Origin of the sequence: Luteimonas chenhongjianii, assembly GCF_002327105.1 — a bacterium.
In the GTDB taxonomy this organism is placed as follows: domain Bacteria; phylum Pseudomonadota; class Gammaproteobacteria; order Xanthomonadales; family Xanthomonadaceae; genus Luteimonas; species Luteimonas chenhongjianii.
This window is the reverse complement of record NZ_CP023406.1, coordinates 3,024,738-3,047,684: the sequence shown is the minus strand read 5'-3', so window position 1 is coordinate 3,047,684 and position 22,947 is coordinate 3,024,738. Positions and strand designations below refer to the sequence as shown.

General features: G+C 68.0%; 19 protein-coding genes. 11 read left to right on the top strand and 8 right to left on the bottom strand.

The features are described from left to right. Positions 1 to 21: 21 nt before the first annotated feature. The 3 genes from CNR27_RS13780 to metK all read right to left on the bottom strand — a co-directional run bounded on the left by CNR27_RS13780 (position 22) and on the right by metK (position 3,947). Positions 22 to 1,029, bottom strand: a complete 1,008-nt coding sequence (locus tag CNR27_RS13780; RefSeq protein ID WP_096299653.1) for an alpha-E domain-containing protein — start codon at positions 1,027 to 1,029, stop codon at positions 22 to 24. Between the two features lie 125 nt (positions 1,030 to 1,154). After that, the gene (locus CNR27_RS13775) at positions 1,155 to 2,567 is read right to left on the bottom strand and encodes a circularly permuted type 2 ATP-grasp protein (RefSeq protein ID WP_096299652.1); all 1,413 of its coding nucleotides are present in this window, start codon (positions 2,565 to 2,567) and stop codon (positions 1,155 to 1,157) included. Between the two features lie 168 nt (positions 2,568 to 2,735). Further along, positions 2,736 to 3,947 carry a methionine adenosyltransferase gene (gene metK, locus CNR27_RS13770; protein ID WP_096299650.1) on the bottom strand — a complete coding sequence of 404 codons (1,212 nt, stop codon included), beginning with the start codon at positions 3,945 to 3,947 and terminating at the stop codon, positions 2,736 to 2,738. Between the two features lie 721 nt (positions 3,948 to 4,668). Between metK and CNR27_RS13765 the strand changes: the two genes are divergently transcribed. Next, positions 4,669 to 5,718: a metal-dependent hydrolase gene (locus tag CNR27_RS13765; RefSeq protein WP_096299648.1), complete on the top strand. Its 1,050-nt coding sequence runs from the start codon at positions 4,669 to 4,671 to the stop codon at positions 5,716 to 5,718. A gap of 94 nt (positions 5,719 to 5,812) precedes the next feature. On the opposite strand, the gene dusB is transcribed toward CNR27_RS13765, so the two are convergent. From dusB to CNR27_RS13750, 3 genes are read right to left on the bottom strand one after another with little or no spacing between them, the layout of a single operon-like run. Next, positions 5,813 to 6,808: a tRNA dihydrouridine synthase DusB gene (dusB, locus tag CNR27_RS13760; RefSeq protein ID WP_096299646.1), complete on the bottom strand. Its 996-nt coding sequence runs from the start codon at positions 6,806 to 6,808 to the stop codon at positions 5,813 to 5,815. Positions 6,809 to 6,863: 55 nt separating this feature from the next. Next, positions 6,864 to 7,814, bottom strand: coding sequence for a ribokinase (locus CNR27_RS13755; protein ID WP_096300686.1), 951 nt, complete (start codon positions 7,812 to 7,814; stop codon positions 6,864 to 6,866). Between the two features lie 53 nt (positions 7,815 to 7,867). Continuing rightward, positions 7,868 to 9,166: a NupC/NupG family nucleoside CNT transporter gene (locus CNR27_RS13750; protein ID WP_096299644.1), complete on the bottom strand. Its 1,299-nt coding sequence runs from the start codon at positions 9,164 to 9,166 to the stop codon at positions 7,868 to 7,870. 693 nt (positions 9,167 to 9,859) lie between these two features. On the opposite strand from CNR27_RS13750, the gene CNR27_RS13740 reads away from it, so the two are divergent. The 7 genes from CNR27_RS13740 (at position 9,860) to CNR27_RS13710 (ending at position 15,929) form a co-directional block, all read left to right on the top strand. After that, the gene (locus CNR27_RS13740; protein ID WP_096299640.1) at positions 9,860 to 10,831 is read left to right on the top strand and encodes an aldo/keto reductase; all 972 of its coding nucleotides are present in this window, start codon (positions 9,860 to 9,862) and stop codon (positions 10,829 to 10,831) included. 62 nt (positions 10,832 to 10,893) lie between these two features. Continuing rightward, a complete protein-coding gene (gene hemP, locus CNR27_RS13735; protein ID WP_096299638.1) occupies positions 10,894 to 11,100 on the top strand; it encodes a hemin uptake protein HemP in 207 nt (68 codons plus the stop codon). A 368-nt stretch (positions 11,101 to 11,468) separates the two neighbouring features. Next, a complete protein-coding gene (locus CNR27_RS13730; protein ID WP_096299636.1) occupies positions 11,469 to 12,440 on the top strand; it encodes an SPFH domain-containing protein in 972 nt (323 codons plus the stop codon). 10 nt (positions 12,441 to 12,450) lie between these two features. Continuing rightward, positions 12,451 to 12,882, top strand: coding sequence for an NfeD family protein (locus tag CNR27_RS13725; RefSeq protein WP_096300684.1), 432 nt, complete (start codon positions 12,451 to 12,453; stop codon positions 12,880 to 12,882). Between the two features lie 115 nt (positions 12,883 to 12,997). Further along, a complete protein-coding gene (gene gcvT, locus CNR27_RS13720) occupies positions 12,998 to 14,095 on the top strand; it encodes a glycine cleavage system aminomethyltransferase GcvT (protein WP_096299634.1) in 1,098 nt (365 codons plus the stop codon). 69 nt (positions 14,096 to 14,164) lie between these two features. Next, complete coding sequence (gene gcvH, locus CNR27_RS13715; RefSeq protein ID WP_096299632.1) at positions 14,165 to 14,560, top strand: glycine cleavage system protein GcvH; 396 nt, start codon at positions 14,165 to 14,167, stop codon at positions 14,558 to 14,560. An 820-nt stretch (positions 14,561 to 15,380) separates the two neighbouring features. Further along, entirely contained in the window at positions 15,381 to 15,929 is a 549-nt protein-coding gene (locus CNR27_RS13710) for a histidine biosynthesis protein HisIE (RefSeq protein ID WP_096299630.1), read from the top strand. Between the two features lie 298 nt (positions 15,930 to 16,227). Here the strand turns inward: CNR27_RS13710 and CNR27_RS13705 are convergent, their stop codons facing one another. Then, positions 16,228 to 17,652, bottom strand: a complete 1,425-nt coding sequence (locus CNR27_RS13705; protein ID WP_096299628.1) for a serine hydrolase domain-containing protein — start codon at positions 17,650 to 17,652, stop codon at positions 16,228 to 16,230. 82 nt (positions 17,653 to 17,734) lie between these two features. Here CNR27_RS13705 and CNR27_RS13700 point away from each other — a divergent pair, with 82 nt between their 5' ends. Genes CNR27_RS13700 through CNR27_RS13690 form a run of 3 tightly spaced genes read left to right on the top strand, consistent with a single transcriptional unit; the run spans position 17,735 to position 21,242 of the window. Beyond that, the gene (locus tag CNR27_RS13700) at positions 17,735 to 18,340 is read left to right on the top strand and encodes a LemA family protein (RefSeq protein WP_096299626.1); all 606 of its coding nucleotides are present in this window, start codon (positions 17,735 to 17,737) and stop codon (positions 18,338 to 18,340) included. A gap of 40 nt (positions 18,341 to 18,380) precedes the next feature. Beyond that, positions 18,381 to 20,327 (top strand): M48 family metallopeptidase, encoded by a 1,947-nt coding sequence (locus CNR27_RS13695; protein ID WP_096299624.1) that lies wholly within the window; start codon positions 18,381 to 18,383, stop codon positions 20,325 to 20,327. A gap of 24 nt (positions 20,328 to 20,351) precedes the next feature. After that, positions 20,352 to 21,242, top strand: a complete 891-nt coding sequence (locus CNR27_RS13690) for a DMT family transporter (RefSeq protein WP_096299622.1) — start codon at positions 20,352 to 20,354, stop codon at positions 21,240 to 21,242. Here CNR27_RS13690 and CNR27_RS13685 read toward each other — a convergent pair. Then, positions 21,239 to 22,843 (bottom strand): GMC family oxidoreductase, encoded by a 1,605-nt coding sequence (locus CNR27_RS13685; RefSeq protein ID WP_096299620.1) that lies wholly within the window; start codon positions 22,841 to 22,843, stop codon positions 21,239 to 21,241. The two genes, CNR27_RS13690 and CNR27_RS13685, sit on opposite strands and share 4 nt — an antisense overlap. Between the last annotated feature and the right edge of the window lie 104 nt (positions 22,844 to 22,947).

Genomic DNA, 22,947 nt, shown 5'->3' with positions numbered 1-22,947 from the left:
GCGCGGCGGCGCAGCGACAGCTCAAGACGAACGCTGCCATTGTGACTGCGACATTCCGGGCGGGGAGAACGGCACCACTTCGGTGGTCATGAACTGGCGGTGGATCTCGTTGCCGAGTCGCGACAGCCTGCCCATCGTGTCCTGCAGCCACGTCTCCAGGCCAGCGGCAATGATCTCGTCGATGCGCGCATAGCGGGCCTGCGCCGCCAGTGCGCCGGCCTGACGCGCGACCTCGACCGATTCGCCGCCCGACAGCGATTGAAGGATACGGTGGATCGCGGCGACGCAGGCCTGCAGTGAGCGCGGATTGTCGTCGTTGAGCAGCATCAGCGCGGCCACGCCGGCGGGGCTCACCGACTCGCGATACAGGCGACGGTAGGTTTCGAACGCCGAGAGCGCCTGGAGCAATGCGCTCCACTGGAAGTACTGGGTCGCGTCGCGCACTTCACCTGTCTCGGGCAACTCTTCGTCGCTGCTGATCATGTCGAGCAGTCGGATCGACCAGTCCGCACGTTCGATGAAGGCGCCCAGTTGCAGGAAGCGATAGCCCTCGCCGCGGCCGAGCGTGCCGATGGTGATGCCGCGGAACGCGGCCGAGCGCGTCTTCACCCATTCCAGCGCGTTGCTCAGGCCCTGCTGGCGCAGGCGCGTGGCATCGAAGCGGCGGATCTCCAGCCACGAACTGTTGAGATCCTCGTACATCTCGGCAGTGATCGCCACGCGCTGCGCGCGTGCGTTCTCGCGCGCCGTGCGCAGGCAGCTGTAGATCGAGCCCGGGTTGTCGGGCGAGAGCAGCAGGTGCTGCACGACACCCTCGGCATCGATGCGGCCGTGGCGCTGCTGGAAGCTCTCCACCAGACCGAGCGAATCGAGCGCGCGGCGCCAGGGCGCCGCCTGCGCCTTGCCCCGGTCGAGGCGTTCGGGGAGCAGCGCGATGCGCTGGGCCATGTCGAGCAGGCGCGCGGTGTTCTCGGCGCGTTCGACATTGCGCGCTACCCAGTAGAGATCGTTTGCGGTGCGGCAGAGCATGGATCAGCGCCTGTGCGAAGGACTGGCCAGCGCGAAGCGGCCGGATACGGAGCGGGCAGTCAGGGCATCGCGACCTGCGGTGCGCGACGGCGGGACGGGGGCAGGGGACACGGCGGGCCGGCGACTCATACTTCCATCACCCAGGTGTCCTTGGTGCCGCCGCCCTGCGAGGAGTTCACCACCAGCGAGCCCTCACGCAACGCAACGCGGGTCAGGCCGCCGGGCACGACATGGATGCGGCGACCGCTGAGGATGTAGGGGCGCAGGTCGATATGCCGCGGCGCGAGGCCGCTCTCGACGTAGGTGGGGCAGGTGGACAGCGACAGCGTCGGCTGGGCGATGTAGTTGCCCGGGTCGGCGAGGATGCGCGCACGGAATTCCTCGATCTCCGCCTTCGTGGCGGCCGGCCCGACCAGCATGCCGTAGCCGCCGGCGCCGTGGACTTCCTTGACCACCAGCTCGGGCAGGTGTTCGAGGGTGTATTTCAGGTCGTCCGGATTGCGCAGCTGCCAGGTCGGCACGTTGTGCAGGATGGGCTCTTCGCTGAGGTAGTAGCGGATCATCTCGGGCACGTAGGGATACACCGACTTGTCGTCGCCGACACCGGTACCCGGTGCATTGGCGAGGGTCACGTTCCCGGCGCGGTATGCACCGAACAGCCCGGACACCCCGAGCATGGACTCGCGCCGGAACACGGTGGGATCGAGATAGTCGTCGTTGATGCGTCGATAGATCACGTGCACGCGCTGGGCGCCACGCGTGGTCTTGGCGTAGACCATGTCGTCCTGGACGAACAGATCGGCGCCCTCGACGAGCTCCACGCCCATCTGCTGGGCCAGGAAGGCGTGTTCGAAGTACGCCGAGTTCGCCGCGCCCGGGGTCAGCACCGCCACCACCGGGTTGTCGACGTTGGCCGGCGCGCTCTGGCGCAGGACCTCGAACAGCGCATCGGGATAGCGTTCGACCGGCGCGATCTGCTGGCGGGCGAACAGTTCGGGGATGAGCCGCGCCATCATCCGGCGGTTCTCGAGCATGTAGGACACGCCTGACGCCACGCGCAGGTTGTCTTCCAGCACGTAGTACTCGCCATCGCCGGCGCGTACAAGATCGATGCCCGACACGTGCGAGTAGGTGTTGCAGGCCACCTTCAGGCCCTGCATCTCCTTGCGGTACTCGCTGTTGGCCAGCACCAGCTCGGACGGGATGCGGCGATCGCGCAGGATGCGCTGCTCGCCGTAGATGTCGCCCAGGAACAGGTTCAGTGCATGCACCCGCTGGCGCAGTCCGGCTTCGAGGATCTTCCACTCGTGGGCGGGGAGAATGCGCGGGACGATGTCGAACGGGATCAGGCGCTCGTTGCCGGACTCCTCGCCGTAGACCGAGAACGTGATGCCGACGCGGTGGAAGGACACCTCGGCCTCGAGGCGCTTGTGCGCCACCTGTTCGTCGGGAGTCACCTGGAGCCAGTCGTCGAAGCCGTGGTAATGGGGGCGCACCTGCCCCTGGGCATCGTGCATCTCGTCGTAACTGGGCGGCATCGTCAGTCGGGCTCCGTGGGCTTGGGGGCGGAGCTGTGCTGCGCCCCCGTACAGCATGCGAACTCGGCGATGCACACGAAGTGAGGGCAAACCGCCAGACGCGGAACGGGCCGCTTGCGCGGCCCGTCCGGTAACCCCATGTACCACGGCGACCGCCGCGGCGCGATGTCACTTCAGCTTCGCATCCGTGCGCAGCGCGTCGGCGCGATCGATCTTTTCCCACGAGAACGCGGTCGCGGTGTGCCGCTCGCCGGCGCCGTCGACGTAGCTCACGTCCTGCGGCTTGCGGCCGAAGTGACCATAGCTGGCGGTGCGCTGGTAGACCGGGTGGATCAGGTCCAGCATCTGGATGATGCCGTACGGACGCAGGTCGAAATGCTTGCGGATCAGCTTTTCGATCTTGTCATCGCTGATCTTGCCGGTGCCGAAGGTGGTGACCGAGATCGAGGTCGGCTCGGCCACGCCGATCGCGTACGACACCTGCACTTCGCAACGGTCGGCCAGGCCGGCCGCGACGACGTTCTTGGCGACGTAGCGGGCTGCGTACGCGGCCGAGCGGTCGACCTTGGACGGATCCTTGCCCGAGAACGCGCCGCCACCATGGCGCGCCCAGCCGCCGTAGGTGTCGACGATGATCTTGCGCCCGGTCAGGCCGCAGTCGCCGACCGGCCCGCCGATGATGAACTTGCCGGTCGGGTTGATGTGGAACTTGGTGCCCTTGTGCAGCCACTTCGCCGGCAGCACGGGCTTGATGATCTCCTCGCGCACGGCTTCGATCAGGTCCTTCTGCTTGACGCCCGGATCGTGCTGCGTCGACAGCACCACGGCGTCGATCGCGGTGGCGACGCCGTTCTCGTAGCGCAGCGTCACCTGGGACTTGGCGTCGGGACGCAGCCACGACAGCGGGGAATTCTTCTTCTTACGGACCTTGGCCTGCTGCTCGACCAGACGGTGCGAGTAGTGGATGGCCGCCGGCATGAATTCCGAGGTCTCGTTGGTGGCGTAACCGAACATCAGGCCCTGGTCGCCGGCGCCCTGCTGCTCGGGATTCTTGCGGTCCACGCCCTGGTTGATGTCGGGCGACTGCTTGCCGATCAGGTTCAGCACGCCGCAGGTCTCGCCGTCGAAGCCGACGTCGGAACTGTTGTAGCCGATGTCCAGGATCACCTTGCGGGTAAGCGCCTCAAGATCGATCCACGCACTGGTGGTCACTTCGCCGGCGACGATCGCAACGCCCGTCTTGACCAGGGTTTCGCAGGCCACGCGCGCGCGCTTGTCCTGGGCGAGGATCGCATCGAGCACGGCGTCGGAAATCTGGTCGGCGATCTTGTCCGGGTGGCCTTCGGAGACCGACTCGGAGGTGAAGAGATAGCTGGACATCGGGCCTATATCCCTATATTCGGATGAAAAGATGGCCGGCAATCATACAGAGCGGCCGGCGGAATTGCATTGTGGACTGCGCCGGATTGCAGCGCGGTTAAGCGCGATTACGGTGCAGGACAAGTGTCATCACGCCGAGCGGCGGCTGCAACCGCAGCGCCCCGGCGCAGTTGCGGGCCGGCGGCGCGCGTGCGCGACAGGCTCGGCATGGGCCCGGAAGGGACGTGCTGTGCAGGGCTGACGCGCTTGCCACGGGCGCCGCTCCGCAGCGCGCCAGGTGCTGCGGTCTGCAGCCACTTGTGGACCGCTTTCGCAGTGGCACATCCGGGGCTCGGCTTCGCCCGTCCCGCGCCCGGCATGCATGGCTGCTTGCCAAGGGAGCTCCCTGTGCGGTGCGGCGGTTACGCCGGCGTGGCCCGGAAGGCTTCGCTCGCCGGCAAGTCCGTCCGGCCCATGGGCCGGGTAGTCCCATGGCATCGTCTGCGGCCAGATCCGTCGCGCGGCGACGGTCGAGCATGCGGGTCCTCTACGCACCGACGGCGACGGGTCGGCCGCCTGGCCGCACTCGCCGAAGCGCCAGACGGCCGCCTCCGGGCTGCGTCTGCTTCGCCTCGGGGCGGAGTGCCGGAGCTGCCTGCATGCACCGAGCCCAACGGCCAGGCGGTGTCGCGCCCCGCCCGCGCCCCGGCGTCGTGTCGTTAGCGGCTGCTAGCATCGGCCGATGGACTCGTTCACCCAGATCGTGCTCGGCGCTTCGGTGGCCGCGGCTGTCGTTCCTGCCACTGATCGCCGCGCCGCCCTCGCTGCCGGCGCCATCCTCGGCACCTTGCCCGACCTCGATGGCATCCCGATCGCGTTGATGACCGACGACCCGGTGCTGCGCATGACCCTGCATCGCGGGCTCACGCATTCGCTGCTGGTGTTGCCGTTGATCGCCGTCGCGATCTGGTGGCTGTTCAAGCGTTTCGGCAAGGCTCGCGTCGCGGCATCGCCGGTGCGCTGGTTCTGGGCGATAGCACTTGCATTGATCACGCACCCGCTGCTCGATGCGTTCACCGTCTACGGCACCCAGCTGTGGTGGCCGCTGCGGCCACCGCCGGCAATGTGGTCGAGCCTCTTCATCATCGATCCGCTGTACACCATCTGGTTGCTGGCAGGCGTGCTGGTCGCGCTGTTTGCGGGGGCGCGCCCGCTCGGCAAGCGCGCACTGGTGTTCGGCCTGGTGCTGAGCACCGCGTACATCGGCTGGTCGCTGGTCGCCAAGACCATCGTCGACCGCGAGGCGGAGCGCAGTCTCGCTACCATGGGGCTGGCGGATGCGCCGCGCTTCTCGGTGCCGATGCCGGCCAATACCCTGCTGTGGCGTGTGGTGGCGATGACCCCGGACGGATATGTCGAAGGCTTCCGCTCGCTGGCCGCCGACCGGGGGCCGATGCGCTTCACGGCGTACGCGTCCGACACCCGCGCGCTGCAGGCCAATGCCGGACTGCCGGCGGTGCGGCGTCTCGCGTGGTTCAACCACGGCTTCGTGGGCGCGACCGTGGTCGATGACCGGCTGCAGCTCAGCGACCTGCGCATGGGCGCCGAGCCGGACTACCTGTTCCGCTTCACGGTGGCCGAGCGCGCCGACGGCGCCTGGCGCGCGGTGCCGCCGGTGCAGGCCGGCATGCCGCGTGACATCGCCGGAACCTTGCGGGCGACGTGGGCGCGGATCTGGCGCGAACCCGCATTGCCGGGCCTCGGCAGCGAAGAGGCTGTCGAGGCGCACTGAGGGGAGGGACGCGTCTGCTCGCTGCGGGCGCGCAGGGATCCCGGGGCGTGGACATCGTCAGTACGGGCGCGCGCACCCCGAGCAGGCGTCCGCGTCAGGCTGCGAGCGTCGGCCGGATGTCGCTCGCGATCAGTGCATCGAAGTACTCGTGCGTCAGCGCGATCTGCGCCTGCGCCGTCTCGGCGCGGTTGACCACGTTGCGGAATGCCGCGTTCTCCGGTCGATCCTTGGCGTACCAGCCCAGATGCTTGCGCGCGATACGCACGCCGGAGGTCTCGCCATAGAAGGCATGCAGCGCGGCAAGATGGTCGAGCAGGATGTCGCGGATCTCGGGCAGCGTCGGCGGCGCCAGATGCGTGCCCGAACTCAGGAAGTACGCGATCTCGCGGAAGATCCACGGCCGGCCCTGCGCGGCGCGGCCCACCATTACCGCATCGCAGCCGGTATGGCGCAGCACGGCCAGTGCCTTCTCCGGCGAGTCGATGTCGCCATTGGCGAGCACCGGAATCGTCAGTGCGGCCTTGATCGCGGCGATCGTGTCGTACTCGGCGGTGCCGGTGTAATGCTGGTCGCGGGTACGGCCATGCACGGCCAGCGCGGCGATGCCGGCGTCCTGCGCGATGCGCGCGATCGTCGGCGCATTGCGGTGCTCGGCGCACCAGCCCGTGCGGATCTTCAATGTCACCGGCACGTCGACCGCGCGCACCACCGCGTCGAGAATCCGCGCGACCAGCGCCTCGTCCTGCATCAGCGCCGAACCGGCCCAGGCGTTGCAGACCTTCTTCGCCGGGCAGCCCATGTTGATGTCGATGATCTGCGCGCCGTGGTCGACGTTGTAGCGTGCGGCCTCTGCCAGCATCGCCGGCTCCGTGCCGGCGATCTGTACCCCGACAGGCGCGGGCTCGCCGTCGTGGTCCATGCGCCGCAACGACTTCTCGGTCTGCCAGAAGCGCGGGTCGCTGATCGTCATCTCCGACATCGCCAGCCCCGCGCCCAACCGCTTGCAAAGCTGTCGGAACGGCTTGTCGGTGACCCCGGCCATCGGGGCCAGGACCACGTTCGGTTCGATGCGGTAGGGGCCGATCTGCATGGCGCCATTGTCGCCGATCGGCGAGATGCGGGCCGCATGCGGCCGATTCCGGGGTTCAGCCGCCGGGGGTGAGCCGCGGCATCGCCAATGCGGCGCCGACGCGTTCGGTCGACAGGCCGGCGTAGCGATTGGCGAACCGCACGTGCGCGGCAAACGGCTGCGCGGGCGCGGCGGCATAGGCGGCTGCAAGGGCGCCGTTGAAGGCATCGCCGGCGCCGGTGGTGTCGACCGGTTCCACCTTCTCGGCGGCCACGCGGTAGAACGGCGCATCGTCGCCGCGCAGCAGGTCTTCCCGGTGCGAGACGAACGCGCCGGCTGCCCCGAGCGTGATCACCACCGTGCCGCGCGGCAGCAGGGTGCGGCACAGGCGGTGCAGCTGCGCGTCGGGCGCGCCGGCGATTTCGTCCCTGTCGATGCGATGGCTGGTATGGCGTTCCAGCAGCGCGGCGAACTCGGTTTCGTTCGGTGTGAGGATGTCGGCCGCGGCCAGCAGTTCGCGCAGGCACTGCGCGTTCGCCGGCGCGGGATTGAGCATGGTGATGGTGCCCGCGGCGCGCGCCAGGCGCATCGCTTCGAGCACGCTGTCGAGCGGCGACTCGAGCTGCGACAGCAGCACGCGCGCGCCAGCGAGCGCGGCGGCCTGCCGCCCCAGCCATGCGACGCTGAGATCTGCATTGGCGCCGGCGCCGATGACGATGGTGTTCTGGCCGGCTTCGTCGACATAGATGCCGGCGGTGCCGGTCGGCTGGGCGCTGTCGTGCACGCGCAGGTCGATGCCGTCGGCCTGGGCCAGCGCACGCGCCTGGCGGCCGCCTTCGTCGCCGCCAAGTGCGCACAGCAAGCCCGTCTGGGCACCCGCGCGGGCGGCCGCGATCGCCTGGTTGAAGCCCTTGCCGCCGGGGCCGGTGTGGTAGCGGCCGCTCAGCGTTTCGCCCGGACGCGGCAGTGTGGCGCAGTTCCAGACATGGTCGACATTGAACGACCCGACGACGACGACATGGCTCACGCGCACCTTCCCCTGTTCTGTATCCGCTCGCGCGACTTCAGAAAGAATCGAAATCAGGCACCGACGTAGGTCAGCACGCCGGCAATGGTGGCCGTCATCAGCGTGGCGATCGTGCCGCCGAGCACCGCGCGCAGGCCGAAGCGCGCAAGGTCCTGGCGGCGGTCGGGCGCGAGCCCGCCGATGCCGCCGATCTGGATCGCGATGGAACTGAAATTGGCGAAGCCGCACAGCGCATAGGTCGCGATCAGGCGGCCCTGCTCGCTGAGCGTCACGCCGTCGACGCGGCCGTTGACGATGTCGGCCAGCTGCAGGTACGCGACGAATTCGTTGATGACGATCTTCTGACCGATCAGCGAGCCGACCACCGACGCGTCCTGCCACGGCACGCCGATCAGCCAGGCGATCGGGGCGAGCACGAAGCCGAAGATCGTCGCCAGATTGGTGGGCTTACCGATCGCCTCGGCCAGGCCGGTGACCTCGCCGATCCACTCGAGCGGGTAGTTCACCATCGCGATCAGTGCGATGAAGGCCAGCAGCATCGCGCCGATGTTCAGCGCCAGGCGCAGGCCATCGCCGGCGCCGGCGGCTGCCGCGTCGATGACGTTGCTGGTGGTCTTCTCGACCTCCATCTTCACCGTGCCGCGGGTCAGCGGATCAGCGGTTTCGGGAATCAGGATCTTGGCGATGACCAGTGTCGCCGGCGCGGCCATGATGGACGCGGCCAGCAGATGCTTGGCGTAGAACGCCTGCTCTTCCGGGTTGCCGCCGCCGAGCATGCCGACGTAGGCGGCCAGGACGCCGCCGGCGATGTGCGCCATGCCGCCGATCATCATCGTGATGAGTTCGGATTCGGTCATCCGCGAGATGTAGGGGCGCACGGTCAGGGGCGCCTCGGTCTGGCCGATGAAGACACTGGCGCACACGCTCGTGGTCTCGGCGCCCGAGACCCGCATCACCTTGGTGATCGCCGAAGCCATGACGCGAACGATGAACTGCATGATGCCCAGGTGGTACATCACGCCCATCAGCGCGGCGAAGAAGATGATCGTCGGCAACACCTGGAAGGCGAAGATGAAGCCGTAGGTTTCGATGTTCATCAGACTGCCGAAGATGAACTCCGAGCCGGCGTTGACGAACGAGAGAACCTTGACGAAGCCGTGGCCGAGCGCGTCGAACACCTCGCGGCCACCGGGCACGCGCAACACCACCGCAGCGAAGGCGATCTGCAACGTCACGCCGGTGGCGACGAGCTTCCAGTCGACCCTGCGCTTGTTGTTGGAGAACAGCCACGTGATCGCGAGCAGCACGGCCAGTCCAAACAGGCCGAAGCCGATCCGCGTCAAGTCATCCATCGTGGCCCCCGGGCCATTCGCCAAGTCGCGCAGCCTAGTGCAGCGGGCCGGCCCCGGCAACCATACTGGGCGTGAAAGTCCTGTCATTCAGGCGCCATGCGCCTCCGCACGGCCGCGGCCCCCACGCCTGACCTGTTGCAGGCGCCCGCCAGCGCCGCCCGGGCAGGGCGGATGCGTCGCGCACAGGTCGGAAATGCGGTGGCCTCCGGCGCCTGCCAGGGAGCACCCCCGGACGCCCCACGCCCGGCCGCAGGCCAGCAGCATGCGGTGGACCCGGACGGTCGAGTCGCTCCCATGCGCCACCCGCCGGGCCGCAGCACGCACGCCTGGTCACGGATCCGCGACAGGGCTCTTCCTCTTTGAACATCGTCTGCAGAGGCAATGCGTCGGCACGGATCTCCCGGAGGCGCCGGCGCGGGTCGGCACCGGCTTGAGTCGCCGAAACCCTCGGGAGGCAGCTTCAAGGCCACCGAGCGCTCTTGTCAGCGCGCACCATCGCGTTGACGCGTCGCGTGCTGCGGCAGCCACGCCCGCTGGCTGGTCTTCAGATCGTGGCGGGAGCGTCTCCAGTCGCAGCTGGGTGCAGCGACGGCCGTCATCATCGCCAGCAGCATCGGGCGCTCGACCCGGGCGTCCGCTCGCAGCCGGCGGGCATACTGGTCCACCCGTCCGTCGCCTGTTCCAGGAGTCTCCATGCAGTACCGCCGCCTCGGATCATCCGGCCTGCAGCTGTCCGCCCTGTCGTTGGGTGCCTGGGTCACTTTCGGCAGCCAGATCGGCCGCAGCGAAGCACGCGAGCTCGTGGCGACCGCGTGGGACCACGGTGTGAACTTTTTCGACAATGCCGAGGGCTATGCCAATGGCGCGGCCGAGCAGGTCATGGGTGACGTCATCGCCGACCTGCGCCTTCCGCGCGACGGCTACTGCGTCTCGAGCAAGGTGTTCTTCGGCGCCGCCGCCGACCGGCGGCCCACCCAGCGTGGCCTGTCGCGCAAACACGTGCGCGACGCCTGCGACGCGGCATTGAAGCGTCTGCGCGTCGAGCATCTGGACCTCTACTTCTGCCACCGGCCCGATCCGGACACGCCGGTTGCCGAGACCGTCTGGGCGATGGATACGCTGATCCGCCAGGGCAAGGTCCTGTACTGGGGCACGTCGGAATGGCCGGCGACGCTGATCCGCGAGGCTGCGCAGATCGCCCGCACGCATCATCTGCACGGCCCGACCATGGAGCAGCCCGAATACAACCTGCTGAAGCGAGCCCGCGTGGAACTGGAATACGCGCCGCTGTACGCCGAACTCGGACTGGGCACCACGGTGTGGTCGCCGCTGGCCTCGGGTCTGCTGACCGGCAAGTACACCGGGGGTGTGCCTGCGGACAGCCGCCTCGCCCAGCCGGAACTCGCCTGGCTGAAGCGCAGCGTCCTGGGCGACGACGGTGATCGGCTCACGCGGGCAGGCCGTTTCGTCGCGCTCGCCGCCGAGCTCGGTGTGGCACCCGCGCCACTGGCGATCGCCTGGTGCCTGACCAATCCTCATGTGTCCACCGTACTGCTCGGCGCCAGCCGCACCGCGCAGCTGATCGAGAACCTCCAGGCGATCGAGTTGCTGGATCGTTTGGACGAGGCGACGTGGAGGCGTCTCGAAGCAGCCACGAGTGCATGAACTTGGCGCTTGACCCGTTAATGAGAATCACTATCATCGGATTTCCGATCGGAGGATTCGTCATGCGTGCAAGCCCGTTCCAGGATGCAGCCGTCTCCCGTAATGCCCGCGATGGCCGGAACGTCCATGCGTTGGCGCATACACCCCAGGTGCCGGAGCTCGACAGCGTGCAGTTGCTCGGCGGACACCGCGAGCTCTGCATCCGCCATGGCAACGAGGTCTATCGCCTGCGCCATACGCGCAACGACAAGCTGATCCTGACCAAGTAATCGCCAGCCAGGCTGGCGCCCGGTTACCGGGCCATTCGCTCGATCGTCCCGTGTTCGCGACGCGCGGATCGATGCGCGCACGCCTGCGCCGATGCGCGGAGGAGGGGCGAAGCCCCGGGATACGCGGCCGATCGCGGGCCTACACCTCACGATCAGGGTGCACGGCATGGCCTCGCGCCGGCCTTTCGCCAAAGGCGCAGGCCGTCGGGACGGCGGCGATGTCACTGCCGCCGGATAGAGGCGGTACGGGCCGTTGGATACACCACGGACAACTCGCCATGCGTCCAGCCCCGGCCCGGAGTGCGCGACGGGGCCGGCGCCTATACTCGGCCCGGCGGCATCAGCCGACCAATACAGGGAGAAGAAGAATGGGGACAGGGCTGTTTCTTGCGGTGGTGCTTGCGTTCGCCGGCGTCGTCGTGCTCTTCAAGACCGTGCGCATGGTGCCGCAGGGCTTCGAATGGACCGTCGAGCGTTTCGGCAAGTACACGCATTCAATGACGCCAGGCCTGCATTTCCTGGTGCCGATCGTCTACGGCGTCGGCCGCAAGATCAACATGATGGAGCAGGTGCTCGACGTGCCGAGCCAGGACGTGATCACCCGCGACAATGCGGTGGTGCGCGTGGACGGCGTGGTGTTCTTCCAGGTGCTGGACGCGGCCAAGGCCGCATACGAGGTTTCGAACCTCGAGATCGCCACGATCGCGCTGGTGCAGACCAACATCCGCACCGTGATCGGCTCGATGGATCTCGACGAATCGCTGAGCAACCGCGAGAAGATCAACGCCCAGCTGCTCAACGTCGTGGACCAGGCGACCAACCCATGGGGCATCAAGGTCACCCGCATCGAGATCCGCGACATCCAGCCGCCCCGCGACCTCATCGATTCGATGGCCCGGCAGATGAAGGCCGAGCGCGAGCGTCGTGCGGTGATCCTCGAGGCCGAAGGCCACCGCAGCTCCGCGATCCTGCGCGCCGAGGGCGAGAAGCAGGCTGCGATCCTCGAGGCCGAGGGCCAGAAGGAAGCGGCGTTCCGCGAGGCCGAAGCGCGCGAGCGCCTGGCCGAGGCCGAGGCCAAGGCCACCGAGATGGTGTCCAATGCGATTGCCCAGGGTGACGTGCAGGCGATCAACTACTTTGTGGCGCAGAAGTACGTCGAGGCGTTCAAGGAACTGGCGACCGCGCCCAACCAGAAGTTCGTGCTGATGCCGATGGAGACCAGCGGCATCATCGGGTCGATCGCCGGCATCGGCGAACTCGCCCGCGAGGCCCTGAGCAACCAGAAGTCGGCGCCGCGCGGCGTGCAGCCCCCGCCGCCGCCGTCACGCGCAGGCCTCTGACATGGACTGGCTGCGTTGGGACGTCGTGGGCTGGGGCGCGATCGCGTTGCTGCTGATGGCGGCCGAGACCCTGGTGCCTGGTGCATTCCTGCTGTGGATGGGCTTTGCCGCGGCGGCCGTGTTCCTGATCACCTTGTTCCTGCCTGGCCTCAGCCTGCTGGTGCAGGTGGCGCTGTTCGTGGTGCTGAGCTTCCTGTCGGTGCTCGTGTACCGCACCTGGTTCCGGGGCCGCGAACCGCAGAGCGACCATCCCACCTTGAACCGGCGCGCATCGCAGCACATCGGTCGCGTGGCGCCACTCGACCAGCCGATCGTCGCCGGTCGTGGCCGGATCAAGATCGGCGACGCGTTCTGGATCGTCGAAGGTCCTGACCTGCCGGTGGGCACGCCGGTCCGCGTGGTCGGGACCGACGGCGTCAACCTGCACGTCGAGATGGCCTGACGGTCATCCGGCGGGGGCCAGGCGCGCATGCCTGGCCCCGGCTGCAGGAGCGGCTCGGGCCTGCTGGCGGCCGGCGACCTGCGATAATCCCGGCTTTCCGCAAGTGAGCCGGCAGATGACGCGCAAGACGATCCTCAACGATGCCCACCGCGCGCTCGGCGCGCGCATGGTCGATTTCGGCGGTTGGGACATGCCGCTCAATTACGGCTCGCAGATCGAGGAGCACCACCACGTGCGACGCGACGCGGGCATGTTCGACGTCAGCCACATGACCGTCGTGGATCTGCGTGGCCCCGGCACCCGCGATTTCCTGCGCAAGCTCGTCGCCAACTCCGTCGACAAGCTCAAGGTCCCCGGCAAGGCGCTCTACACCTGCATGCTGACCATCGAGGGCGGAATCGTCGACGACCTGATCATCTACTTCATGGCCGACGACTGGTTCCGCCTGGTCGTCAACGCGGCGACCCGCGAAAAGGACCTGGCGTGGATCGCGTCGCAGGCCGATGGGTTCGATGTCGTCGTCACCGAGCGCCCCGAGCTGGCGATGATCGCGGTGCAGGGACCGAAGGCGCGGGAGATCGTCGCCGGCCTGCTCGGCGAAGCCGATGCGGCAAAGGTCGCCAAGCTCGGCCGGTTTGCTGCCGCGGCGCTCAGCGGGACGGCGTTCGGCGATCTGTTCGTGGCCCGTACCGGTTACACCGGCGAGGACGGTTTCGAGATCGTGGTCGACGAAGCAAATGCGACTGCGCTGTGGACGGCGCTCCATGCAGCGGGCGTCGCCCCGGCGGGCCTCGGTGCGCGCGACACGCTCCGTCTCGAAGCAGGCCTGGCCCTCTATGGTCAGGACATGGACGAGACCGTCTCGCCCTACGAGGCGGCGCTCGGCTGGACGGTCGCACTCGACGAAGGTCGCGCATTCAACGGGCGCGCGCTGCTTGAGACGCAGGCCGGCGGAGCGCCGCGTCAGATGATCGGCCTGGTGATGGACGACAAGGGCGTACTGCGCCATGGCCAGGCTGTGGCGACCGCCAATGGTCCCGGCGAGATCCTCTCGGGCACGTTCTCGCCGACGATCGGCAAGGCGATCGCATTCGCACGCGTACCCGCAGGCGAGCCCGGCGCTGTGACCGTCGACATCCGCGGCCGCCAGGTACCGGTGCGCGTGGTGAAGTTTCCTTTCGTACGCAACGGTCAGCCCGCCGACGGCGTCTGATGCGCGCCGCGCGCGATCGTCGCTACACTAGCCTCCTCTTCCCGACAGCACGCGTTCCCGGAGCCGACCATGAGTGAAATCCCAGGCGACCTGAAGTTCCTGAAGTCCCACGAATGGGTCCGTATCGAAGGTGACGGCAAGGTCACCGTCGGCATTTCCGATCACGCCCAGGGCCTGCTCGGCGATCTGGTCTATGTGGAGCTGCCCGCGGTCGGCGAGACGGTCGAAGCCGGAAACGGCGTCGCGGTGGTCGAGTCGGTGAAGGCTGCGTCCGACGTCTATGCGCCGGTGTCGGGCACGATCACCGCCGTCAATGAAGCGCTGGCCGACAAGCCGGAAACGATCAACGAGGACGCCTTCGGCGAAGGCTGGCTGTTCGTCATCGAACTCAGCGAGCCGGAGCAGCTCAACGAGCTGTTGCCGCCTGACGAGTACAGTGAATTGCTCGAGGGCGAGGAAGACTGAGACGTCGCAAGACGTGGCGTCTCCCGACCGGCGCGTTCCGCAAGGAACGCGCCGGTTTCTTTTGGGCGATCGCTCGCTGCGGGTCGATGCGAAGCGGCGTCGTTGATCGCACATGCGGTCGACGGTTCGCGACCTCCCGACGTCGTTCGAGGGCTGCGCATTTTTCGCGCAAACCGATCCTGCAGCCGCGCAAAGCCTTGGCATTCGTCATCGCACGATTTACGTAGCGGTAGGTTCGGTGATGGTTTTTTCACCGCACTGGAATCGGCGTTGCCTGTGTCGGGCTCGGGTCTGAAATTTTCAGGCCTTGCGAAGTTGATGCCTTGTTTTGTGGTGTTTCGCAAAAGCGGCTTCGCGTAGTGCGTGCACCGCGAGGTCCTGCGCGATGCGATGACCTTGTCGCGATGCCCGGGTGTGAGGCGACATGCGCGCGCTCGACCTTGCCGGAAAAATATCAACACCTGTTGACAGTGGAAAAAACCGTGATTAGGTTTCGCCGCAACAGACGTCTGCCGCCAAACGAGTGAGTCGAACGACACCAGCACGCAGCACAACTCGAAACTCCGCCAGCACGATCACAAGGTGGACGCGGGCATCGTCTTCGCTGCGAAACACGTCCACCCTCCATTCCGTCTCCGCGCCGTCGACCCGGCGCAGAGGTACCGTTTCACCAGGGCGACGTCGTGCAGTCGACGACCCTCCCTTCGAATCCGGTCGATGCGCGGTGCGCGTCGGCGGTTGTGCGCGGGTCCGACTCCCGCGCGCCGTTTGAGAACTGGGCCGTTGTACCTGCAAGTCCACTGACGAGGAGAGCCATTCCATGGCCACGAAGAAAGCTGCAAAGAAAGCGCCTGCCAAGAAGGCAGCCAAGAAAACCGCTACCAAATCCACCGCCAAGAAGGCAGTGAGTCGCGCGAAGAAGGCAGTGAAGAAGGTCGCCAAGGTCGCCAAGAAGTCGCCGGCCAAGAAGACCGCGAAGAAGGCCGTCGCCAAGAAGGCCGTGAAGAAGACCGCGAAGAAGGCCACGGCCAAGAAGACCGCAAAGAAGGCCGTCGCCAAGAAGGCCGTGAAGAAGACCGCGAAGAAGGCCACGGCCAAGAAGGCGACCAAGAAGACCGCCAAGAAGGCCACGGCCAAGAAGGCGACCCGGTCGACCGCCAGCAAGAAGGCCGCCACCAAGAAGACCGCGAAGTCGGCCACCAAGAAGGCCGCCACCAAGAAGACGGCTACGAAGAAGGCCGTCACCAAGAAGGCCGTCGCCAAGAAGTCGCCGGCAAAGAAGGCCGCGCAGAAGCGTACGCCGACCAAGCGCGCCCGCAAGTCCTCGGCACCTGTGGTGATCCCGACGATCCCGACGCCGCTGATCTGACGTCACAGAGTTCGTATTCGAAAGCTCTTCCTCCGCGTGCCCAGGCGGAGGAGGAGTTTTTTTATGTCCATCTTGCAGGGCGCGAGTCCATGCCGCCTGGCCGCGCGCACGCGGGACGATCACCCGTCAGGAATGCGCGGATGCTGGGTGATCGGTGGTGGTGCGCGCCGACGCTCGCGGGGCGCGGTGGAGCACCGGCCAGGGCGGCCGCGCCCGCACGGCACCACGTCCTCGTTCTCTTTGCGGGCGACCGTCGCGGGTGCGCACGTGGCCGCGCGCCGCGGCGACGATTTCCCGCTTACTCCGGCGTCGCGTCCGCGCGGTGGGTGGTGCTGCCGCCCGTTGGCGATGCGGCAGGTGACCGCGTGCGCTGCGCATGCAGGGTTTCGAGATTCGGGTCCACGTCCACCCAGCGCTGCGGCGGCAAGCCGATGGCGCGGTCGAGGATCGTCGGCAGCATGCCCGAGGGCAGGCTGCTTTCGCTGTTCCACAGCACGACCATGCCGAAGTCGCGGCCCGGGATCAGTGCCATGAGGCCGCGATAACCCTGGACTGCGCCGCCATGGAAGACCACCCGCTCGCCGGCGTAGTCGTAGACACGCCAGCCCAAGCCATAGCCCGCGGCGTCGAGACGGTCGCGGCGCCACGAGGAATTGCGCATCTCCGGCGGGGTGCCGACGATGGGCGCCTGCAGGGTCGCCAGCAGTGGCGCCGGGAGCACATCGGGCCGATGACCGGTCTGCGCGACCAGCCACTGCGCCATGTCGCTGATGCTGGCATTGACCCCGGCCGCGGGCGCCAGGCGATAGTAGGTGGGCTTGGGCATCAGCGACGTCCAGCCGCCACCGGCGCGGACGTGCGGCTTGGCCCAGCGCGTGCTCGCCTGGATGCCTTCGAGCCCGTAGCTCGCATCGTTCATGCCGAGAGGCTTGAAGATACGGCGCGAAACCGCCTCGCTGAAGAACTGCCCCGAGGTGGCGAACACGACGTCACCAACCAGGCTGAAGGCGACGTTCTGGTAGGCATAGCAGTTGCCGGGCTGGCAGCTCATCGGCGCCGACGCCAGGCGCTGCACCAGATCGTGATAGTCGGCGTTGCGTTCGATGTCGCGATCGTAGGTGTTGCGGCCCAGGCCGACCCGGTGGCTCAGCACATCGGCAACGGTGAGCTGCTGCGCCGCCATCGGATCGGAGAACCGCAGCGAGGGCAGATAATCGACGACGTGGCTGTCCCAGCGCAGGGCGCCTTCGGAGACCAGCATGCCGGTGACGGTGCCGGCGAAGGATTTCGACAGCGACGCGAGGCGGAAGACGGTGTGCGCATCGACCGGTTCGGCCGCCTTGACGTCGGTGATGCCGTAGCCGCGCGCGCTGAGCACCTGGCCCTTGTGCACGATCGCCATCGCCATGCCGGGCACGCGCTGGTTGGCGACGAGGTCCTGGGCCATGGCTTCGAGCAGGGTGACGTCGAAGCTTGGCGCCAGGGGCCTGGTCTGGCCGGGTACCACCGGCCGCGGCTTGACCGCATCCTCGCGGCTGACGATCGCCGGCCTGCCGGGCTGCTCGTCGAGCGGCACGATTGCGGTGACGGCGTCTTCGCCGTCGCTTTCGATGATGTCGGAGGAGGTCGGTGCCTGCGCGGCCGAGCCCAGCGCAGCGGGCAGCAACAGCCCGATCAGCCCCAGGCGCGCCAACGGCCGGCGTGAAGGATGTCGGCTTTTCATCGGACCTGCCCCCTGCGTATGCTCTGGTGCTGTGGGGATGATAGCGCCTGCAATCTCGATTGCATGAACAAGGGGAAGTTTGATGGCTAGTGCTTTGATCGTGCTCGGTTTGCTTGTCGCCGTGGCCGCCGGCCTCGCGCTCTGGGGCGTGGGTATCTACAACGGGTTGGTGACTGCCCGCAATGCATACAAGAATGCGTTCGCGCAGATCGATGTGCAGCTGCAGCGTCGCTTTGACCTGATTCCGAACCTGGTCGAGACGGTCAAGGGCTACTTGAGCCACGAGCGGGAAACGCTCGAAGCGGTGACCCGGGCGCGCAACCTGGCGCAGGCGGGCCTGTCGGCCGCGAAAGCCGATCCCGGCGATCCTGCCGCGATGGCACAACTCGCGCAGTCGGAGGGCGCGCTCAACGGGGCACTGGGTCGTCTGCTCGCGGTGTCGGAGGCGTATCCGGACCTCAAGGCCAGCCAGAACATGATGCAGCTCACCGAGGAGTTGACCAGCACCGAGAACAGGGTCGCCTTCGCGCGCCAGGCCTACAACGACTCGGTAATGGCCTACAACAACCGGCGCGAAGTGTTCCCCTCGAGCGTGCTCGCGGGCATGTTCAACTTCAAGCAGGCCGCGCTGCTCGACATTCCGGCCGACCGCGCCGAAGTGCGCGAAGCGCCGAGGGTGACGTTCTGACCCGCGGGCGCGCCGGGGGGACGCGCGGGGTCGCAGCCTGATGAATTTCTTCGAAGAACAGGCCCGGGCGCGACGCAACAGCACGCGCCTGGTCGTGCTGTTCGCGCTCGCGGTACTGGGCATCGTGGTGATGGTCGACCTGCTGGTGCTGGTGATGGTTGGCCCGCGCCCCGGCGCGCTGCTCGCGGCGGCGCTGGGCACGGTCGCGGTGATCGGCCTGGGGTCGCTGTTCCGCATCGCGTCGCTGCGCAGCGGGGGCGAGCCGGTCGCGTTGCAGCTTGGCGGCGTGCCGGTGCCCGAAGACACTCGCGATCCGCATCTGCGCCGGCTGCGCAACGTGGTCGAGGAGATGTCGATCGCATCCGGCGTGCCGGTGCCGAAGATCTACGTGCTCGAACAGGAGGCCGGCATCAATGCCTTCGCGGCCGGCTATTCGGCGTCCGATGCGGTCGTCGCGGTGACCCGCGGCGCACTCGAGCGGCTCAATCGCGACGAGCTGCAGGGGGTCGTCGCACACGAGTTCAGCCATGTGCTCAACGGCGACATGCGGCTCAACATCCGGCTGATGGGCGTCCTGTTCGGCATCCTGATGATCGGCATCATCGGTCGCAAGATCCTGCTGCATGGCCGCGGCTTCCGGAACAGCGCGACGCTCGCCGTGATCGGCGCGGCACTCGCGGCCATGGCGGTCGGCAGTCTGGGCATGTTCTTCGGTCGCATGATCAAGGCCGGGGTGAGCCGGTCTCGGGAAATGCTGGCCGACGCCTCGGCCGTGCAGTTCACGCGCCAGACCGCCGGGATTGCCGGAGCTCTGAAGAAGATCGGCGGACTCGATGCGGGCTCCCGACTCGCCCACCGCGAGGATGCCGAGGAAGTCAGCCATATGCTGTTCGGCGAGGGCGCCGGGCTCAGTGGCCTGTTCGCGACGCACCCGCCACTGATCAAGCGGATCCAGGCGCTGGACCCCGGCTTCCGCGCCGAACAGCTCTCGCGCCTGCAGATGAAGTGGCGGTCCCTGCCACCGGACGGTCTGCAGGAGGATGTGGCGCTGGGCCTCGTGGCACCGGGCGAGGCTCTGCCGGGTGTGGATCGCGCGCTCTCGATCACGCCGCCAATGGTCGCGGCGCAGGTGGCGCAGCCGCGCGACGAAGATTACGAACGGGCGCACGCGCTGGTTTCGGCGATCAGTGATGCCCTGCACGACGTCGCCACCCATCGTGAAGCGGCCATGCCGCTGGTGCTGGCGTTGCTGCTCGACGCGCGCAGCGATGTGCGCGAGCGCCAGCACAGCGAGATCGTCGCCCGGCTTGGCGTCTCGGTGGCGACCGAGGCGGCGCATCTGCGCGAGACCTATCTGCTGACGCTGCACCCGATGCTGCGCCTGCCGCTCGCGGCGATGGCCTTTCCGGTGTTGCGTCGGCGCCCGCGTCCCGAGCTCGGGACGTTCCTCGATACCGTCCACGCCGTCATCCATGCCGACAATCGCGTCTCGCTGTTCGAATACTGCCTGGGCCGGCTGCTGGAAGTGCAACTGCGCGAGGCGCTCGATCCCGGCCGTCATATCCAGTTCGGCCGGCGCAAGCCCGGCAATGTGAAGTCGGAATTCGCGACCCTGCTTGCGGTGGTCGCGCAGGCGGGCAATCCCGACGATGCCGCCCAAGCGCAGCGCGCCTATCTTGCCGGCATGCAGCGCGTGCTGCCCCGCGATCACGTGCCCTACGCGCCGCCCGCCGCCGGGGTGCAGGCGCTCGACGCGGTCTGGGAACCGCTCGATGCACTCGACCCCCTCGCCAAGCAGGTCATGGTCGAGGCGATCACTGCCGCGATCAGCCATGACGGGCAGGTCAGCGTGGCCGAATCCGAGTTGCTGCGCACGATCTGCGGGGTGCTGCACTGCCCGCTGCCGCCGACGCTGGAGCAGTCGCCGCGTGGTGGCGGCTTGGGCCAAGGTCGCAGTGACAGGGGCGCGCTCGCAGGCCGACGATAGCGGACACGCCTGCTGCGGCCGTCCATGACCGATCCGCGTTCCCTTCTTTCCTCCAGTGCCACGCTCGGCACCGCATTCGTACTGCTGTGGTGCACCGGCTACATCGCCGGCAAGCTGATGGTGGCGCATGCCGCCCCGTTGACCGCACTCGTCTGGCGCTTCGGCCTGGCAGGGTTTTCGTTCGCGGTGTTCGCGCTGGCCACGCGTGCGCCCTGGGGGCGCCCGCGCGCGCTCATGCACAGCGCGGTGGCGGGCGTGCTGATGCTCGCCCTGCAGTTCGGTGGCGTGTACATGGCGATGGAGCGGGGCGCGGGTGCAGGCGTCGCCGCGCTGGTCATCGGCACGATGCCACTTGCGGTCGCCGTGCTCGCGGTGGCGACGGGTCAGGAGCGTCTGCGCGCGGTCCAGTGGTGCGGTCTGGTGCTCGGCATCGCAGGCGTCGCGCTGGTGGTGGCGGACCGGATCGGCGGTGAGGTGTCGTGGGCGGCGTGGCTCGCGCTGCTCGCCGGTCTGGCCGGCATCAGTCTGGGCACCGTCTACCAGAAGCGCCACGCATCAACGGTCGACCTGCGCACCGGGCTCGCCATGCAGAACATTGCGGCCGCGCTGGTGCTGCTGCCGGGCGCGCTGTGGGTCGAGGGGTTCCGGTTCGCCCATGCGTCGGATTTCTACCTGCCGATGCTGTGGACGGTGGCGGTCAACTCGATCGGCGGCTTCGCCCTGCTGTTCGTGCTGATCCGGCGTGGCGCGGCGACGCGCGTTGCTGCGTTGTTCTTCCTGATGCCGCCGGTGACCGCGCTGTTGGGCACCTGGTTGCTCGGCGAGCACCTGACCGCGCTCAAGCTTGCGGGGTTCGCGCTCGCCGCTGTCGGGGTCTGGCTGGTGGCCCGGCCGGCGGCCACCACCGCGCGCTAGCCCGCTGCGATCAGGCTGGCCGCGCGCTCGGCGATCATGATCACCGGTGCATTCGTGTTGCCCCCGGGCAGGGTCGGCATGACCGAGGCGTCGATGACGCGCAGGCCCTCGACGCCCCGCACACGCAGCTGTGGATCGACGACGGCGTCATCGTCGCTGCCCATGCGGCAGGTACCGGCCGGGTGGTACACCGACTCCGCTCTGGCCCGCACGAATTGGGCGAGTTCGGCATCGGACAGGTCGGCGCGCGGCGGGAACAGGGGCGTGCCACGGACTCCGTCGAATGGCGACTGGGACAGGATCGTGCGCGAGATACGCGCGCACTCGACCATCATTCGCAGGTCGAAGTCTTCCGGGTCGCCTAGATAGTTCGCTTCGATGCGTGGTCTGTCGGCGATGCGGTTGCTGACGATCGAGATCCGGCCGCGACTGCGTGGTCGCAGGCTGCAGGCGTGCAGGGTGTAGCCGTCGCCCGGCAGCCGCTTGCGGCCATGGTCGTCCAGCAGTGCGGGCACGAAGTGGAACTGGATGTCGGCGCGCGCGTCCGGGGCGAGCGGCGAGCGGTAGAAGCCGCCGGCTTCGGCGAGGTTGCTGGTCCCGGGGCCGCGATGACCGCGGGCGAAGTATTCCCAGATGACCGCCGCTTCACTGATCCGGTCATAGCTGATGCGTTGGGTGGACTGGACCAGCGTGCAGATGTCGAGATGATCCTGCAGATTGCCGCCCACCTGCGGCGCGTCGTGGACGACAGCCAGTCCCTGCCGGCGCAGGTCCATTGCCGGGCCGATTCCCGAGAGCATCAGCAGTTGCGGCGAGTTGATCGCGCCGCCGCACAGCAGCACCTCGCGCGTGGCCGGCTGATGGAACGCGCCGCGCGCGGTCGAATAGACCACCCCATTGGCGCGTCCGTTTTCGAACGTCACCCGGCTGGCGAGCGCGCCGGTCTGGATCGTCAGGTTCGGCCGGGCGCGCGTCTCGCGGTCGAGATAGGCGACGGCTGCGGAACAGCGCGCGCCGTTGCGCTGGGTCACCTGGTAGAGCCCCACGCCCAGCTGCGACGGTCCGTTGAAATCGTCGTTGATGGGGAGCCCGGCCTGGCCCCCGGCTTCGACGAACATCCGGGACAACGGATTGACGTGGCGCAGATCGGTCACGCCGAGCGGACCGTCCGCACCGTGCCAGGCATCGGCGCCGCGTGTATTGCCTTCGCTGCGCCGGAACCAGGGCAGCACCTCGTCCCACGACCACCCGCTGGCGCCCTGCGCGGCCCACGCATCGTAGTCGGCAGGGGCGCCGCGGGTGTAGCACATGGCGTTGATCGAACTCGAGCCGCCAAGCACCTTGCCGCGCGGCCACCACAGGCTGCGACCCTGGAGCGCAGGCTCGGGCGCGGTGTCGTAGCTCCAGTTCACGTCCTTGCGGTTGACCAGCCTCGCGAGCCCTGCCGGCATGTGGATGAAGGGATGCGCATCGTTGGGGCCGGCTTCGAGCAGCAGCACACGCACGTCGGGATCGGCGCTGAGCCGGTGCGCCAGTACGCAGCCGGCGGAACCGGCGCCGACGATGATGTAGTCGTAGACGGGGGCGGGGCGCGGGGGCATCGGTGTACCGGTGGGGGAGGGGGCTAGAGGATATGCGCGCGCGCCCCATCGTGCCGGGCGCCGCGCTGGTCGCGGGCGGGGCGTTGCGTTAACGTGCCGCGTCC

Coding starts and splice junctions, on each gene's coding strand:
- CNR27_RS13750 (WP_096299644.1), bottom strand. CDS start 9,166: ATGGATGACTTGACGCGGATCGGCTTCGGCCTGTTTGGACTGGCCGTG.
- CNR27_RS13700 (WP_096299626.1), top strand. CDS start 17,735: ATGGCTAGTGCTTTGATCGTGCTCGGTTTGCTTGTCGCCGTGGCCGCC.
- CNR27_RS13780 (WP_096299653.1), bottom strand. CDS start 1,029: ATGCTCTGCCGCACCGCAAACGATCTCTACTGGGTAGCGCGCAATGTC.
- CNR27_RS13695 (WP_096299624.1), top strand. CDS start 18,381: ATGAATTTCTTCGAAGAACAGGCCCGGGCGCGACGCAACAGCACGCGC.
- CNR27_RS13730 (WP_096299636.1), top strand. CDS start 11,469: ATGGGGACAGGGCTGTTTCTTGCGGTGGTGCTTGCGTTCGCCGGCGTC.
- CNR27_RS13775 (WP_096299652.1), bottom strand. CDS start 2,567: ATGCCGCCCAGTTACGACGAGATGCACGATGCCCAGGGGCAGGTGCGC.
- gcvH (WP_096299632.1), top strand. CDS start 14,165: ATGAGTGAAATCCCAGGCGACCTGAAGTTCCTGAAGTCCCACGAATGG.
- CNR27_RS13705 (WP_096299628.1), bottom strand. CDS start 17,652: ATGAAAAGCCGACATCCTTCACGCCGGCCGTTGGCGCGCCTGGGGCTG.
- CNR27_RS13710 (WP_096299630.1), top strand. CDS start 15,381: ATGGCCACGAAGAAAGCTGCAAAGAAAGCGCCTGCCAAGAAGGCAGCC.
- CNR27_RS13740 (WP_096299640.1), top strand. CDS start 9,860: ATGCAGTACCGCCGCCTCGGATCATCCGGCCTGCAGCTGTCCGCCCTG.
- CNR27_RS13765 (WP_096299648.1), top strand. CDS start 4,669: ATGGACTCGTTCACCCAGATCGTGCTCGGCGCTTCGGTGGCCGCGGCT.
- dusB (WP_096299646.1), bottom strand. CDS start 6,808: ATGCAGATCGGCCCCTACCGCATCGAACCGAACGTGGTCCTGGCCCCG.
- gcvT (WP_096299634.1), top strand. CDS start 12,998: ATGACGCGCAAGACGATCCTCAACGATGCCCACCGCGCGCTCGGCGCG.
- CNR27_RS13685 (WP_096299620.1), bottom strand. CDS start 22,843: ATGCCCCCGCGCCCCGCCCCCGTCTACGACTACATCATCGTCGGCGCC.
- metK (WP_096299650.1), bottom strand. CDS start 3,947: ATGTCCAGCTATCTCTTCACCTCCGAGTCGGTCTCCGAAGGCCACCCG.
- CNR27_RS13690 (WP_096299622.1), top strand. CDS start 20,352: ATGACCGATCCGCGTTCCCTTCTTTCCTCCAGTGCCACGCTCGGCACC.
- hemP (WP_096299638.1), top strand. CDS start 10,894: ATGCGTGCAAGCCCGTTCCAGGATGCAGCCGTCTCCCGTAATGCCCGC.